This is a genomic window from Terrimonas ferruginea DSM 30193 (assembly GCF_000425585.1).
GTDB classification, from domain to species: domain Bacteria; phylum Bacteroidota; class Bacteroidia; order Chitinophagales; family Chitinophagaceae; genus Terrimonas; species Terrimonas ferruginea.
Map to the genome: position 1 here is coordinate 59,242 of NZ_AUDS01000026.1, position 13,771 is coordinate 73,012.

At 49.7% G+C, this 13,771-nt stretch carries 13 protein-coding genes; 7 read left to right on the forward strand and 6 right to left on the reverse strand.

Annotated elements, in window-relative coordinates:
* The gene (gene thrS, locus H608_RS0110355; protein ID WP_028787622.1) at nt 1-1,935 is read right to left on the reverse strand and encodes a threonine--tRNA ligase; all 1,935 of its coding nucleotides are present in this window, start codon (nt 1,933-1,935) and stop codon (nt 1-3) included.
* A 238-nt stretch (nt 1,936-2,173) separates the two neighbouring features.
* On the opposite strand from thrS, the gene H608_RS0110365 reads away from it, so the two are divergent.
* The 3 genes from H608_RS0110365 to H608_RS0110375 all read left to right on the forward strand — a co-directional run bounded on the left by H608_RS0110365 (nt 2,174) and on the right by H608_RS0110375 (nt 4,840).
* On the forward strand, nt 2,174-3,220 hold the full coding sequence (locus H608_RS0110365) for a hypothetical protein (RefSeq protein WP_155990119.1): 1,047 nt from the start codon (nt 2,174-2,176) through the stop codon (nt 3,218-3,220).
* Between the two features lie 106 nt (nt 3,221-3,326).
* Complete coding sequence (locus tag H608_RS0110370) at nt 3,327-4,151, forward strand: hypothetical protein (RefSeq protein WP_028787624.1); 825 nt, start codon at nt 3,327-3,329, stop codon at nt 4,149-4,151.
* 53 nt (nt 4,152-4,204) lie between these two features.
* Nucleotides 4,205-4,840 (forward strand): porin family protein, encoded by a 636-nt coding sequence (locus tag H608_RS0110375; RefSeq protein ID WP_028787625.1) that lies wholly within the window; start codon nt 4,205-4,207, stop codon nt 4,838-4,840.
* Nucleotides 4,841-4,917: 77 nt separating this feature from the next.
* Here H608_RS0110375 and H608_RS23595 read toward each other — a convergent pair whose 3' ends face one another.
* A complete protein-coding gene (locus tag H608_RS23595) occupies nt 4,918-6,354 on the reverse strand; it encodes a hypothetical protein (RefSeq protein ID WP_051268204.1) in 1,437 nt (478 codons plus the stop codon).
* A gap of 126 nt (nt 6,355-6,480) precedes the next feature.
* Between H608_RS23595 and H608_RS0110385 the strand changes: the two genes are divergently transcribed.
* On the forward strand, nt 6,481-7,509 hold the full coding sequence (locus H608_RS0110385) for a WD40/YVTN/BNR-like repeat-containing protein (RefSeq protein WP_028787626.1): 1,029 nt from the start codon (nt 6,481-6,483) through the stop codon (nt 7,507-7,509).
* A 3-nt stretch (nt 7,510-7,512) separates the two neighbouring features.
* Here H608_RS0110385 and H608_RS21945 read toward each other — a convergent pair whose 3' ends face one another.
* Nucleotides 7,513-8,106, reverse strand: coding sequence for a peroxiredoxin-like family protein (locus H608_RS21945; RefSeq protein ID WP_051268205.1), 594 nt, complete (start codon nt 8,104-8,106; stop codon nt 7,513-7,515).
* A gap of 105 nt (nt 8,107-8,211) precedes the next feature.
* Here H608_RS21945 and H608_RS0110395 point away from each other — a divergent pair, with 105 nt between their 5' ends.
* Nucleotides 8,212-8,466 carry a hypothetical protein gene (locus H608_RS0110395; RefSeq protein WP_028787627.1) on the forward strand — a complete coding sequence of 85 codons (255 nt, stop codon included), beginning with the start codon at nt 8,212-8,214 and terminating at the stop codon, nt 8,464-8,466.
* On the opposite strand, the gene H608_RS0110400 is transcribed toward H608_RS0110395, so the two are convergent.
* On the reverse strand, nt 8,454-9,194 hold the full coding sequence (locus tag H608_RS0110400; RefSeq protein ID WP_038008102.1) for a copper homeostasis protein CutC: 741 nt from the start codon (nt 9,192-9,194) through the stop codon (nt 8,454-8,456). The genes H608_RS0110395 and H608_RS0110400 overlap by 13 nt on opposite strands.
* Nucleotides 9,191-10,219 carry an isoaspartyl peptidase/L-asparaginase family protein gene (locus H608_RS0110405; protein WP_028787629.1) on the reverse strand — a complete coding sequence of 343 codons (1,029 nt, stop codon included), beginning with the start codon at nt 10,217-10,219 and terminating at the stop codon, nt 9,191-9,193. Before H608_RS0110405 ends, H608_RS0110400 begins: the two co-directional genes overlap by 4 nt.
* A gap of 122 nt (nt 10,220-10,341) precedes the next feature.
* Here H608_RS0110405 and H608_RS0110410 point away from each other — a divergent pair, with 122 nt between their 5' ends.
* The gene (locus H608_RS0110410) at nt 10,342-10,902 is read left to right on the forward strand and encodes an NADPH-dependent FMN reductase (protein WP_038008104.1); all 561 of its coding nucleotides are present in this window, start codon (nt 10,342-10,344) and stop codon (nt 10,900-10,902) included.
* Here the strand turns inward: H608_RS0110410 and H608_RS0110415 are convergent.
* Nucleotides 10,899-11,372, reverse strand: coding sequence for a nuclear transport factor 2 family protein (locus H608_RS0110415; protein ID WP_028787631.1), 474 nt, complete (start codon nt 11,370-11,372; stop codon nt 10,899-10,901). The two genes, H608_RS0110410 and H608_RS0110415, sit on opposite strands and share 4 nt — an antisense overlap.
* Before the next feature lie 74 nt (nt 11,373-11,446).
* On the opposite strand from H608_RS0110415, the gene H608_RS0110420 reads away from it, so the two are divergent.
* The gene (locus H608_RS0110420) at nt 11,447-13,732 is read left to right on the forward strand and encodes a beta-N-acetylhexosaminidase (RefSeq protein ID WP_028787632.1); all 2,286 of its coding nucleotides are present in this window, start codon (nt 11,447-11,449) and stop codon (nt 13,730-13,732) included.
* Nucleotides 13,733-13,771 lie beyond the last annotated feature (39 nt).

A 13,771-nucleotide genomic window follows, 5' to 3' on the forward strand; every position in this document is an offset into this window, starting at 1 on the left:
TTATTCGGCCCGTCTTTCCGATTTTTCTTCGCTGGCTTCAGCCAGAAATGCTTCAACTGTTTTTGTTCCGAGGTCGCCTTTGCCCTGGCGGCGCACGGCTACTGTTCCTTCTTCCATCTCTTTCTCTCCCACGATCAGCATGTACGGTACTTTCAGCAATTCGGTGTCCCGGATTTTCTTTCCGATCTTTTCCTGCCGGTCGTCAACCTCTGCACGAATATCCGCTTTTTTCAGCTTCTTTGCCACATCTTTTGCATAATCCAGGAATTTGTCGCTGATCGGCAGCACTTTCACCTGCACCGGTGCCAGCCACAGCGGGAATTTGCCTGCGTAATTCTCCAGGAGGAAGCCGATGAACCGCTCATGTGTGCCCAATGGCGCACGGTGAATGATCAGTGGCGTATCCGATTTGTTATCCTGTGTGGCAAATTCCAGTTTGAAGCGGCGCCCCTGCGCAAAGTCAACCTGGTTGGTTGCCAGTGTAAATTCGCGGCCGATGGCACTCCATATCTGCACGTCGATTTTGGGACCGTAGAAGGCTGCCTCATCCTGCACTTCCACGAACGGGGTGCCGGTTTTCACCAGTACTTCGCGTACCATGTCTTCGGTTTCTTTCCACAGCTCGGGCTCGTCCACATATTTCTGCCCCAGTTTCTCGGGGGAATGCAGCGACAGGCGCATTACAAACTTATCGATGCCAAAGATCTTAAAGTATTTGAGGTACATCTGATTTACTGCAAGAAACTCCTCATAGAATTGTTCTTTGGTACAGTAAATATGTGCATCGTTCATATGCAAACATCGTACCCGCATCAGGCCGAACAATTCGCCGCTCTGCTCGTAACGGTAACAGGTTCCGTATTCAGCCAGGCGCAGCGGAAGATCTTTATAGCTGCGGGGTTCCGCCGCGAAGATCTTGTGGTGGTGCGGACAGTTCATTGACTTCAGGTAGTACTTGGTACCGTCGAGTTCCATCGGCGGATACATGCTGTCCTGATAATAAGGCAGGTGTCCGCTGGTGAGGTACATACTTTCCTTGGCGATATGCGGTGTTACCACGCGCTTGTAGCCTGCCTCCTCTTCGGTTTCCTTGGCCAGCTTCTCCAGTTCTTCAATAATGATGGTACCATTGGGCAGCCACAGCGGCAGGCCGGGTCCCACATCATCGTCCATGGTAAAGATGCTGAGCTCGCGTCCCAGTTTGCGGTGGTCGCGCTTGCGGGCTTCCTCCAGCATGGCCAGGTATTCATCCAGTTCTTTCTGCGCGGGGAAGGTAACACCGTATACACGGGTCAGCATTTTATTTTTTTCACTGCCTTTCCAGTAAGCACCGGCTACACTCGTGAGCTTGATGGCTTTGATGAAACCGGTATTGGGAATATGTGGTCCGCGGCAGAGATCGGTAAATTGTCCCTGGGAATAAAACGTGATCTGTCCGTCCTGAAGATTTTCCAGCAGGTCGAGTTTATACTCGTCGCCTTTTTTATTGAAGTAATCCACCGCGTCTTTTTTGCTGATCTCCTGACGCGTGAACAGGTTGTTCTGTTTGGCCAGCTCGTTCATTTTCTTTTCGAGCTTTGCCAGGTCCTCTTCGGTGATCTTGTTGTCACCGAGATCCATGTCGTAATAGAAGCCATTTTCCACGGGCGGACCTACCCAGAATTTCACACCGGGGTATAGCGATTCCACTGCTTCTGCCAGCAGGTGTGCCGAAGAATGCCAGAACGTGCTTTTCCCTTCCGTATCGGCCCAGGTGAGCAGGCGCAGCGTAGCATCCGTATGGATAGGACGCGTGGCATCCCACACTTCTCCGTTGATGTCAGCGGCCAATACTTTCCGGGCCAGCCCTTCGGAAATAGATTTCGCAATGTCCAGTGCGGTCGATCCCTCGGGATACTGTTTCACCGCACCATCCGGTAGTGTAATATTGATCATGTTGTTGTTTGCTTGAAAAAACGGGTTACCTGTGCCTGCCTGTCCCGTTCGGATATCCGGTTATCTGAGGAAGAAGCCTGAAGTATCTGACCCGGTAACCAGGAACCGGAAACCGGTAACCAGATTTTGGATGGCAAAATTAACAAACTCTTGCCGGAGTGCAATCAACGGGTAGCAACAAAATCCTTAGTTTTGACAACCGATGAAGAGTTGTCCACGAAAATTCCTCCTCCTCGCCTTGGTTTTTGCTTGTACAGCGTGCCTGCGCCTTGCCGCACAGAATATCGACGGCATCTGGCGGGGCTACTTTATTGACCGTTCCGGCGAGCAGTACAAACTTGAGTTCCAGATCAAGCAAAGCAGCCAGACCGGCGTTACCGGCGTTTCCTATTCTTATCTCGATGTGCGTTTCTACGGTAAAGCAACCATGACCGGAAGTTTTATCAAGACCGGCGCCAACCTCAAAATCCGCGAAATAAAAACCGTGGAGGTAAAGAACATGGAAGGCAACGGCACCTGTATCATGAACTACAACCTGGTGTACAGCCGCTCCGGACGCGAAGAATACCTCGAAGGCACTTTCCTGGGCAAACAGGAAGTACAGGGCGCCAATAATCCCTACGAATGGGGCGACTGCGGAGGCGGCAAAGTATTTCTCCGCCGCGTGCCCACTTCAGACTTTTACATAGAGCCTTTCCTGCGTAATCCGAAGAAAACAACACCACCACCTGTCGTAAAAACAGACAAGCCGGTAAACACCACACCGAAACAACCGCAGAAGCCCGTTACCAACCCGCCCGTGGTAAAAACGCCTCCGGCCAAAACGCCTGTGCCAACACCGGTGATACCGAAAGACACGGCACGCACCACACCCGTAATACCACCGCCTTCCAAACAACCCGTGGTGGTTACTCCACGCCCTGATGTATTGAAAACGCGCCAGAACGAATTGACCAAAGTGCTGGAAGTAACCAGCCCGGCGGTCACCGTCAAACTATTCGACAATGGTGAGATCGATGACGACACAATTTCCGTATACCTCGATAATAAACTTGTACTGTCACAGCGCCGCCTGTCGGCATCACCCCTGAGCCTGCACCTGACCATGGAAGAAGATGGCGAAGAGCACGAACTGGTGATGGTGGCGGAAAATCTCGGACGCATTCCTCCCAACACTTCCCTGATGATCGTGGAGGCAGGTGAAGACAGGTTCCGCGTGCAGATCACGTCTACCAAACAGAAAAATGCCGTGGTACGTTTCCGCTATAAAAAGCGGACCTTGTAACGCCGCCGGTTGGATGTGGCAGCCATTCATCATTCTTTGGTAAAACCATTCGCTGCGGCGGATTATCTTCAATTTTCATTCATTTTATCTAAACACTGCTGTGCTGATGCGCTATTGCTTTTTTCTTGCCGCACTTTTTTTTACCCAGCTTGTCTCCGCACAGCAGGTTAACGGGATATGGAAAGGAAAACTGGTGATGGAACCAGGCGGTTGCTTTCCCGTATATCATATGGAACTGCAGATCACTGTTAATGGCACAAAAGTGACCGGCAGTTCTTATCACTATTCAGATACTACCAATTTCGTAAAAGAAGAATTTGAGGGCAGTTACGACACGGTGTCCAAAATTCTCCACATCCAGGAAACCAAAGTAGCTACTTTTCGCATTCCTGCCGATTGCACGCCCTGTATTAAACGATATGTACTGGAATATCACACAGACGGTAAGGAGGAACAATTGAGAGGGTCATGGACCGGTAAAACTTTGGAGCGTAGCCTGGATTGCCCGCCGGGGAGTATTGTCCTCACACGTTCACAGAAATCAGACTTCACTCCTCCGCCTCCGCCAAAATTAACAAATCGTAATAACGAGCTGGTAAGAGAGCTATATGTTGATACAGGAAAGATACGCATCGACTTTTATGATAACGGCCAGATAGACGGTGATACGATCACCGTATTCGTCAATAATATACCTGTTATTTCCCGCGAAATGCTTTCGCTCAAGCCTGTTACCACCTATGTAACCATCGATGCACTGCATCCCGAACATGAGATCGTTATGTTTGGGGAAAACATGGGTACCATTCCTCCCAATACTGCTTTAATGATCATCAAAACAAAAGATGAACGTTATCAGCTTTATCTCACTTCAGATGAAAAGAAAAACGCCATGGTGCGTTTGATCTATCGCAAGCCCGATAAAAAGTAATCCGGTTTCTTCTGGCATGATTTTTTTCTATATGGCGGTATAAATATACTCGTATGAAGAAATTATTTCTCGCGGGTGCAGCGCTGATAGCGTTTGCTTCCGTCAATGCACAGAATTTGTCTCTCGGTCCTACAGCAGGTTTTGGTCACAGTTGGGATAACGGTGACTTTGGCAATGATGCCAATAAAAAGTTCCATGCGTCTCCTAACATCGGTGCCAAGGTCGTTTACAGCTTTGTAAGTAATTGGGGAATTAGTGCAGACGTGCGTTTTTCCAGTGAAGGTGCAACTGTAAAAAATGAAGACAATGAGGAGTTGAGACTGCGGTCTAATTATATCCGCATTCCATTGCAGGGTATTTATTTCTTTGGCAAGTATGGTAACGCCATTCGTCCTAAAGTTTCGCTTGGTCCTTCATTTGGTTTCATGGTTGGTGGAAAAACTACCTATTATGAAGATGGCGATAAGATCAGCGAATCCGACAGCAAAGACAGGGTGAATGGCTTCGATGTGGGTCTCACCGCTGCAGCAGGTGCTAATTTCCGCCTTTCTCCTAATGTCTGGCTCAATACTGACCTCGCTTATTACCACGGTTTTGTTGATGTGAGCAAGACGACCATCAGCGCCAGAAACCGCAACATCGGTATCAACGTCGGTGTACTCTTCGGCATCGGATCTGTGAAAAAATAACCCGGGACTATCCGTCTACATAAAATGAAAGCCTGTCAATTGACAGGCTTTTCTATTTTGATTAAATGTCTTTTGTATTACATGATAGCCTTGAAGGTGCCACTTACATCCACAAATGCTGCAGAACTGTTCATGGCTTTTCCGTTATAGGTTCCCTGCACAACTCCCGTAGTGGTATTGAACGTTGTGATGTTCACCGTGAAAGGTTGTGTAGGCATCGACATGTATACCGGCGTTACACCATTCATCAGCAGCATGGTTACTGCGCCGCTTGCAGAAGTATAGCTACCTACACCAAGTGTGGTGCTGCTGATGCGCAGTTGAAAAGTATAAGGTGGCGCACCGGCATTCGCACCTCCGATTTCCAATAACTGCGAACCTCCTGCCGTCACCAGCAGTGCCGTGGCATCGCCGCCAAAATTATTGCTGCCCTGGATCAATGTCCATTTGAGATCGGTCGGTGGAGGTGCTGTGGCTACGTTAACGGTTACATTACAGTTGGTGCTGCCCGCCGTAAAAGGCAAGGTGGCAGGTCCGGATGCGGCCGGTGTACCTGCACCTCTCAATGTGATAGTGTTGCTTCCCACTGTCAGTTGCCCCGTTGCGCTGAAGCTGATACCGTTTACTGCCGGAACCGTAATGGAATAAGCGCCGGCTGTGGTAGCGGTTACCGACAAAGTGATCGTATTCGCAGCAGTGAGTGCCACACCTTGTGTATAAGTGCCGTTTACAGTAGCCGTTGCGCAGTCAGCCGTGTATTGTGCGGGACCGAGAACGGTCAGCGGTACCGTACATGAACCCGGAGCTGCCGTTGCTATCGCAATATTGAAACTACCTGCTGCGGCGGGCGTACCCGATCCCTGCAGCGTCACCGTTTGCGGACCGGTTGTAATAACCGCGCCGGTGCCGGAGAAGGTAATCCCGTTATTGGTAGTGGTGGTGATCGTGTACGTACCGATCGTTGTTACGTCTAAGGTCGCCGTAAGTGTATTGGTTGAATTGAGGGCTACGCCTTCGCCGTATATGCCATTGGCCACACCGCCGGAGCAGTTACCAGGCGCACCGGTAAAGGTATAAACCGCCGGACCGCTCGCGCCTGATGGCAGTACAGGAACGCTCACGAAACAGGACTGGCCATTATAACGTACTTCAAAATTGGAAATGCCCGCCGTGTTGGGAGTGCCGGAAGCCGTGAGCTTAACGGACTGAACACCACGCGTGGTAAAAAAGCCCTGCGCACGGAAAAATACACCGTGAACGGTATCGGTATAAATAAGGTAAGCACCGGGAGTGGTTACATCGATTGTTACATCGATGCTGTTGCTGCCGGTAACAGCTACGCCCTGTTCGTAAGTACCATTGATTGTTTTGGGAAGGCAGTCGCCAGAGGTTTCCTCCTGCAAAGAGCCTACGGAAGGACTGGCGCCAAATTCGAAACTGTATTCTTTGCCACACGAAGCCAGCATCACAACAATTGCATTCAGCCAGAAAAGGAACCGTAATTTTTTAATCATAAAAGCAGAAAATTAAACAACGGCGTAAAAATACGCTATTTTCACAAGCGCGGCCACGGGTCTTTAAATCAACATGACTTCCGCTGGCCCGAGGCTTAGAACAGTGGTTTTTATATTTTATTGTTTATGGCAAAAAAAAACCTGCTCCTTACCCTGCTGCTGCTGGTCATCCAATTGGTGCATGCGCAGAACTTCAGTGTACAGGAACTCACCTCCGGTACGGAAACCAACCTGCGTGGTCTCAGCGTCGTTAACGATAATGTAATATGGGTCAGTGGAAGCAACGGCAAAGTGGGGCGCTCCACCAATGCCGGCAAAAACTGGAAATGGATGACGATCAACGGTTTCGAAAAAGCTGAATTCCGCGATATCGAAGCTTTTGGTCCCAACACCGCCGTGGTGATGGCTTCCGGCGAACCGGCCTATATGCTCAAAACAACCGATGCAGGTGAAACCTGGAAGATTGTCTTTCACGATGACCGCAAAGGCATGTTCCTCGACGCCATCGATTTCTTTACTCCGCAATACGGTATTGCGGTTGGCGACCCGGTCAATGGGAAAATTTTCTTTGCCGAAACCCGTGATGCCGGCGACAGTTGGAAACAGATCCATCCTGATACGATAGCCAACCGTCCCGACTCCGGCGAAGCTTTTTTTGCCGCCAGCGGCACCAATATCCGTTATTTCCGCAACGGACGTTTTTACCTGGTAAGCGGCGGAAGAAAATCACGCCTGTTCTCACACAACGGCGTACGGCCAATGCCCATCATCCAGGGAAAAGAGTCTGCCGGCGCCAATTCCATCGCCGTGTTTGATCGCGGCAATATGAAAGGCAGTAGTCACTTTGTAGTGGTTGGCGGCGACTACCTGCAGGATACGCTCAGCACAGGCAATTGTTTTTATACAAAAAATGGCGGCAAAACATGGAAGGCTCCGAAAGAACCGCCGCAAGGATATAAAAGTTGCGTAGAGTTTATGGATAAAAACGAACTCGTCACCTGCGGTCCTACCGGTGTCGAAATCTCCTTCAACGGCGGACGCACCTGGCAAAAGATCAGCGATCAGGGATTTCATGTATGCAGACTCGCACGGTTCGGCACCGCGGTCTATCTCGCCGGGAGCAACGGTCGTATTGCCCGCCTCGCATTTCCCTAAAAATTATTTGGAAAGATGATCGAGAATGTCCTTCACCGAAGGACGTTTTTTATAATCCGGTTCGAAGTAACGGTAAGTAACGGTTCCCTCTTTGTTGATCACATAGGTAGCCGGAATAGGTAAGTATGCACCGTTCTTGCCATTCGCCTCTTCGAGTTTAAGGCCGGTATTGCGATAACGTGTTTGTGTATTCACCGGTACTTCGTATTCCACTTCGTAGGCTTTCATGATCTTCAGACCTTCGTCATACAAAACAGGAAACGTAGCACCTGTTTTATCAACAGTCTTTTTTACATTCGCCGATACTTCAGGAGATATAGCAACGATGGTTGCTCCTTTTTCCTTTACCAGTTCAAGCGAGTCCTGCAATCTTTTGAGATAACGATTACAGTAAGGACACCATTCGCCCCGATAAAAAACCAATACGACTTTTCCTTTTTTCAACAAATCTTTCAGTCTTACGGTATTGCCGTTTTGATCGGTGGCCTTAAAGTCGGGGGCTTTGGAATTGATGAACAATCCTTCAGGAGCCTCCTGGGCTTGTCCATTCAATGCCAGTCCGGCAACGATCAGTAGTAGCAAAAAGATTCTTTTCATGGTGAAAATTTACCCGTAAAATTAGAAAATGGCGACCGGCTCCCAGCCGGATTAACAAAAGATTATTCGTAAATTCGGCTACAACCTTATCTAAACACTTGTCTTATGAACAACAGGCATCAGGCAAAATACGTAAATAATCTGTTTACGGCCTTCCTCTGCATTAATGCAGCCGTCTTCCTCGTCTTTTACAGCCACAAAGCCGATCCTGCGCATCACTACTGGATTCCCTGGTCACTCGGCGTTTGTACTTTATTAACCACAGGCTTACTATTGGGCGGCGCGGCATTCGTGCATAAAGTAAAAGCAGACCTGATCCGGCGGCAGCAGCGGCGCCAACCCAAAGATCAACCTGCCTGAGCGGTGAGTGCCAGCCGCATTTCGCTGATCGCGTGCGCTGCAAGGCCCGGCTGTTCATAACTGTCCGCATCGCCTGCAAAGGCCGGCTGCACAAACTCCATCCGGCTCTTTTCTTTTGCGCGAAGCGATGCATGAAATTCTGCGCAACCCGTTCGCGCCGCCAGTTGCGCAATGTTGTCCGGACGCACCCCGCTTCCCGGCATGATGATGATACGGCCGGCCGCCGCTTCATTCAATTGACGGATTAATTCCACTCCATCCGGTGCCTGTAGTTGCTGGCCCGAAGTAAGTATCCGTTCACAACCCATTTCAATAATTTCTTCCAGTGCATGCAGCGGATCACGACAGCGGTCGAATGCCCGGTGAAACGTAACACTCATCGGGTAAGCCGCATTGACCAGTTTTGCCATGCGGCTGCGATCGATGCTTCCGTCGGTCAGCAAGATACCGGCTACTATTCCATCGAAACCAAGTTCTTTGCAAACTTTCACCTCTGCTAACATGCAGGCAAATTCATCACCGGTATATAAAAAATCGCCGGAGCGCGGACGGATAATGGGGAAAAGTGGAAGACCGAATTTCTCGCGGCATTGTTTGAGCACACCGTAAGCGGGCGTGGTACCTCCTTCACCAAGATTGCAACACAATTCAATCCTGTCGGCGCCACCTTCCACGGCCAGTTGTGTGGTAGCAAAATCGCTGGTGGCTATTTCAAGCATATAACTCATGATGTTTTCTTAAAGTGAGAGGGCGCATTGATCAGTCGCTCACCTTTGGTCGTGCGGATAGCATAACTGAACCCGGGATGAATGGCGTAAGATCCTGCCCTTCCTTTTTTATCAAGGGCAATGAACGCTACCTGGATGTCTTTCACTTTTTCTTTTTTGATGCGTACGATGCGCTCGATAATTTTTTTACAGGCCTGCTCCGGCGTCAATCCCTGCCGCATCATTTCCACTACGGCGCTGGAACCTGCCACACGTATCACGTCTTCCCCCTGACCGGTAGCCGTACATGCGCCTACTTCGTTATCGACATATAAGCCGGCACCGATGATCGGTGAATCGCCGAGGCGACCGCGCATTTTAAAACCCATGCCGCTGGTGGTGCAGCTTCCGCTGAGATTGCCTTTGGCATCGAGTGCCACCATGCCGATGGTATCGTGATTGAATTCCCCTGTGGGCATGACAGATGGTGCAAAAGGTCCGTGTGCTTTGTTCTCCACATTGATCACGGGTTTGTACTCCGCTTTCTTCAGCCATTCCGTATACGCTTTTTGTGCATCCGGAGAAAGTGCTCCCGATTCGAGCGGAAATCCTTCTGCTACGGCAAACTGCTGTGCTCCGCTTCCTACCAGCATCACGTGCGGTGTCTTTTCCATCACGCGTCTTGCTACCGACACCGGATGTTTGATCCGTTCCAGGAAGGCTACGCTGCCGCAATTGAACTGGTGATCCATGATGCAGGCATCGAGTGTTACAAAGCCATCACGGTCGGGATTGCCGCCTAATCCCACACAACAATTGATGCTGGATTCGGTAACCATCACTCCTTTTTCCACGGCATCGAGTGCCGCACCTCCGTTGCCCAGCACTTCCCAGGCTCCGCGATTGGCGGCGAGTCCGGCATCCCAGGTTGAAATAACCACAGGTCCGTTATTAACGGATGCCTCCGCAGCCAGCACGTCTTTGGCCAGCAAACCGGCAAGCGATCCCAATGAAGCAGTTCTGATAAACTTTCGGCGATTAACCATGTTATTTGCATTAACGAACGCCGAAAATAAGTTTTAAAAAGACATTTTACCGGCAGACGGCGGGTAAATCAGGAAAAGTTTGAACCTTTGCCCCGGCCGGTTATCAAAAGCCTTGCTTAATTATGCAGATAGAGATCATTTCAGGAAGTCCGCGCGAACAGAGTGTTACACGCAGAGTTGCTTTGCATCTGAAGAAACGGCTGGAAGCAGAAACACCGCACAGCGTGGGCCTGATCGACCTCAAGGATTATGAACTGCCCATGGTGCAGACCGTTTTCAATTCGGTGGATAATACGCCGGAGCAATTCCGCCCGCTCAGCCGCCGGATCTTTGCAGCCGAAGCTTTCATCCTCGTCACACCCGAATACAACGGCAGCTATTCCCCTGCGATGAAAAACCTGCTGGATCATTACCCCAAACAATTGCATAAACCTTTTGGATTGGTAACGGCCTCACCCGGCCCATTGGGAGGCCTTCGTGCATCGCAGCAATTGCTGCTGCTCGTAGCCGGACTTTTCGGTATTGCCTCACCTACCCTGCTGATTGTGCCGAACGTAGAAAAGAAATTTGATGCGGAAGGAAACCTGGCCGATGAAAGTTTTCAGAAAAACGTACACATGTTCCTCACGGAATATTTATGGCTGGCCGATCAACTGGCCGGGCCCAAAACGCAGGCTGATTAAGCTTTTGATGCGCGGTAACGGTCCAGCCCGCGGCGTGCTTTTTTCTGCACGGCTCTTTTCATAAAACCCGTCCAGCCGAACAATTGCCCCTTCCAGCCGAGAGCCTGCCCGAGCCAGGTGCTGAGACGGAATGCGTCGCTGTGTTCGATAATCTTACCGTCTTTCAACCGCATAAACGCCTTCACGCGGTTGGTAACATTGTTGCCGGTCTGGCTGAAAACGTAGTTGGCCACCCATTCGCAGGTTGCATACTCTTCATCGAGTAATTGTATGTTGGAAAAAGTCAGGGAAAAGGACTTTGCATTACCACACAGCATTTCCCACATATCACGCGCTTCGTCGCCGTGCAGCAATCCGAAAACAGGATCGTTGAAAACGATGTCCTCGCTATAACAGGCATTCATGCCTGCGGCATCGAGATGGGAAAACGCAGTATAAAACCGCGCAACAATTGCTTCGTTCTGTTCCATAGTTCAAAAATAAATAAACAGATAAGCTGTAAATTTAGCTTTTCAGGATCATATCCTTTCTTCAATCTTTTGCCATGCGAAAAATCTTATTGCTTTTGCTGCTCCTGCCGGTTTTGTATATGCAGGCACAAACACCTGCTATCATCCCCGAACCTGTTTCGATGACGATGGGAAAAGGAAAATTTACGATCAACCGGCACACGGTTATCGTGGCCGATGACGCATCGGTCAATGATGCTGTTAACTTTTTCAATCAATACCTGCAAACCAACTATGGTTTTAAGCTGGCTGTAAAAAGACAACACAGCGGTTCGGCCATCCGTTTTATCTCTCGGATCTTTGTCCGGGCGCCGGATAAAGATGCTTATCAATTAACGGTGGACAGCAAAGGCATCCGCATCGAAGGCGATACACATGCCGGCACTTTCTATGCCGTGCAGACGCTGATACAATTATTGCCGGTGGAAAAATCTGCATCGCTTGTAATGCCTGCGGTGAGCATTAACGACTATCCGCGGTTCAAGTACCGCGGGATGATGCTCGATGTATCCCGCCATTTTTTTTCCGTGGCGCTGGTAAAAAAATACCTCGATTACCTCGCTTTGCACAAAATCAATTATTTCCACTGGCACCTGACCGATGACCAGGGCTGGCGCATTGAAATAAAAAAATATCCCATGCTTACCCAAACCGGCGCCTGGCGCAACGGAACCCTTGTTGGCCGTTACCCGGGTACGGGTAATACCCATCAGCGATATGGTGGCTATTATACGCAGGCACAAATCAAAGAAGTGGTGGCTTATGCAGCAGCGAGGTATATTACTGTGGTGCCCGAAATTGAAATGCCGGGACATGGCAGCGCGGCCATCGCTGCTTATCCGGAATTAAGCTGTTTTCCCCAACGATCGACCTATAGTTACTACCCGAAAGAATGCGTGTGGAGTGGCGATACCACGGGAAAACAGGTGCAACAAACCTGGGGTGTGTTCGATGATGTATTCTGTGCAGGCAAGGAACAAACCTTTCAATTTTTACAGGATGTAATCGATGAGATCATTCCGCTTTTTCCCGGTCAGTATATACATGTGGGCGGAGATGAATGTCCGAAAGAAAACTGGAAGCAATGTCCCGACTGCCAGCAACGCATCCGGACGAATGGCTTGAAAGATGAACATGAACTGCAGAGCTATCTTATTCAGCGCATGGAAAAATATATCAATCAGAAAGGCCGCAAACTGATTGGCTGGGATGAAATACTGGAAGGCGGACTGGCACCCAATGCAACGGTGATGAGCTGGCGCGGCGAAAAAGGCGGCATCGAAGCGGCGGCGCAAAAACATCCCGTGATCATGACGCCGACCACGTATGTATATTTTGATTATGCCCAATCGCGGCGGGAAGATTCGGTGACCAATGGCGGCGTAAATGACCTGGAAAAAATATACGGCTATAATCCGATCCCCTCAGCGATGCCGGATACTGATACGGTATTTGTATTGGGCGCACAGGCGAATATGTGGACGGAGTATATCACGAATCAACGAAAACTGGAATACATGCTTTTCCCGAGGCTCGCAGCGCTGAGTGAAGTGTTGTGGACGCCGTTGGCGAAAAAGAGTATGGAGAATTTTGTGCGAAAATTACCGGTACAGCTTAAACGGTATGACCGGTGGAAGGCGAATTACAGCCGCGCGTTTTATCAATTGAAGCAAAAGGTGACGCGCGCTCCGGGACATGCGTTGTATTGGGAGCTGAGTAGTCGCTCGGATGATTGGATGACAATCAATTTCAATGGTGGCGATAGTGTATGGGGCTATGTAAAACCGCAATTGATCGATCGTGATACGCGAGCCTATGCCAGACAGGGCGATCAATCCATTTCACAAAAATTCCTGTTCAACAAAGCAACAGCTAAAGACGCCACCTTAAACCCCGCTCCTTCCAAAAATTATCCGGGTGAAGGCTCTTTTACATTGGTGAACGGAATTATTACAGAAAGAAAATTACAGGAGGCGGATTACTGGATCGGTTACCAGGGAACTGCTTTTACCATTACGATCGACCTCGACAGAGACGACAATTTCTCCGAAATAAAACTCGCCACGTTGCAGCAGCCTTCGAGCTGGATCTATGCGCCTGCTGCCATAGGCGTATCGGTTTCGGATGACAAGGTGAATTTCCGGGAAATAAAAGACATTGTATCGTCTTTCAACCAAAATGAACTGACCATCAAACTGCCACAAACCGCAAAAGCAAGATTCCTGCGCCTCCATGTGCCGGAAGGACAACGCATACCCGCCGGTGCTCCGGGAGCCGGCAGCAAAGCCTGGGTTTTTCTGCAGGAAGTAAGCGTAAACTAAGATTGCAGGATTCTGCGGGGCCTTGGCCCGAAATAATTT

Coding starts and splice junctions, on each gene's coding strand:
- thrS (WP_028787622.1), bottom strand. CDS start 1,935: ATGATCAATATTACACTACCGGATGGTGCGGTGAAACAGTATCCCGAG.
- H608_RS0110370 (WP_028787624.1), top strand. CDS start 3,327: ATGCGCTATTGCTTTTTTCTTGCCGCACTTTTTTTTACCCAGCTTGTC.
- H608_RS0110375 (WP_028787625.1), top strand. CDS start 4,205: ATGAAGAAATTATTTCTCGCGGGTGCAGCGCTGATAGCGTTTGCTTCC.
- H608_RS23595 (WP_051268204.1), bottom strand. CDS start 6,354: ATGATTAAAAAATTACGGTTCCTTTTCTGGCTGAATGCAATTGTTGTG.
- H608_RS0110385 (WP_028787626.1), top strand. CDS start 6,481: ATGGCAAAAAAAAACCTGCTCCTTACCCTGCTGCTGCTGGTCATCCAA.
- H608_RS21945 (WP_051268205.1), bottom strand. CDS start 8,106: ATGAAAAGAATCTTTTTGCTACTACTGATCGTTGCCGGACTGGCATTG.
- H608_RS0110395 (WP_028787627.1), top strand. CDS start 8,212: ATGAACAACAGGCATCAGGCAAAATACGTAAATAATCTGTTTACGGCC.
- H608_RS0110400 (WP_038008102.1), bottom strand. CDS start 9,194: ATGAGTTATATGCTTGAAATAGCCACCAGCGATTTTGCTACCACACAA.
- H608_RS0110405 (WP_028787629.1), bottom strand. CDS start 10,219: ATGGTTAATCGCCGAAAGTTTATCAGAACTGCTTCATTGGGATCGCTT.
- H608_RS0110410 (WP_038008104.1), top strand. CDS start 10,342: ATGCAGATAGAGATCATTTCAGGAAGTCCGCGCGAACAGAGTGTTACA.
- H608_RS0110415 (WP_028787631.1), bottom strand. CDS start 11,372: ATGGAACAGAACGAAGCAATTGTTGCGCGGTTTTATACTGCGTTTTCC.
- H608_RS0110420 (WP_028787632.1), top strand. CDS start 11,447: ATGCGAAAAATCTTATTGCTTTTGCTGCTCCTGCCGGTTTTGTATATG.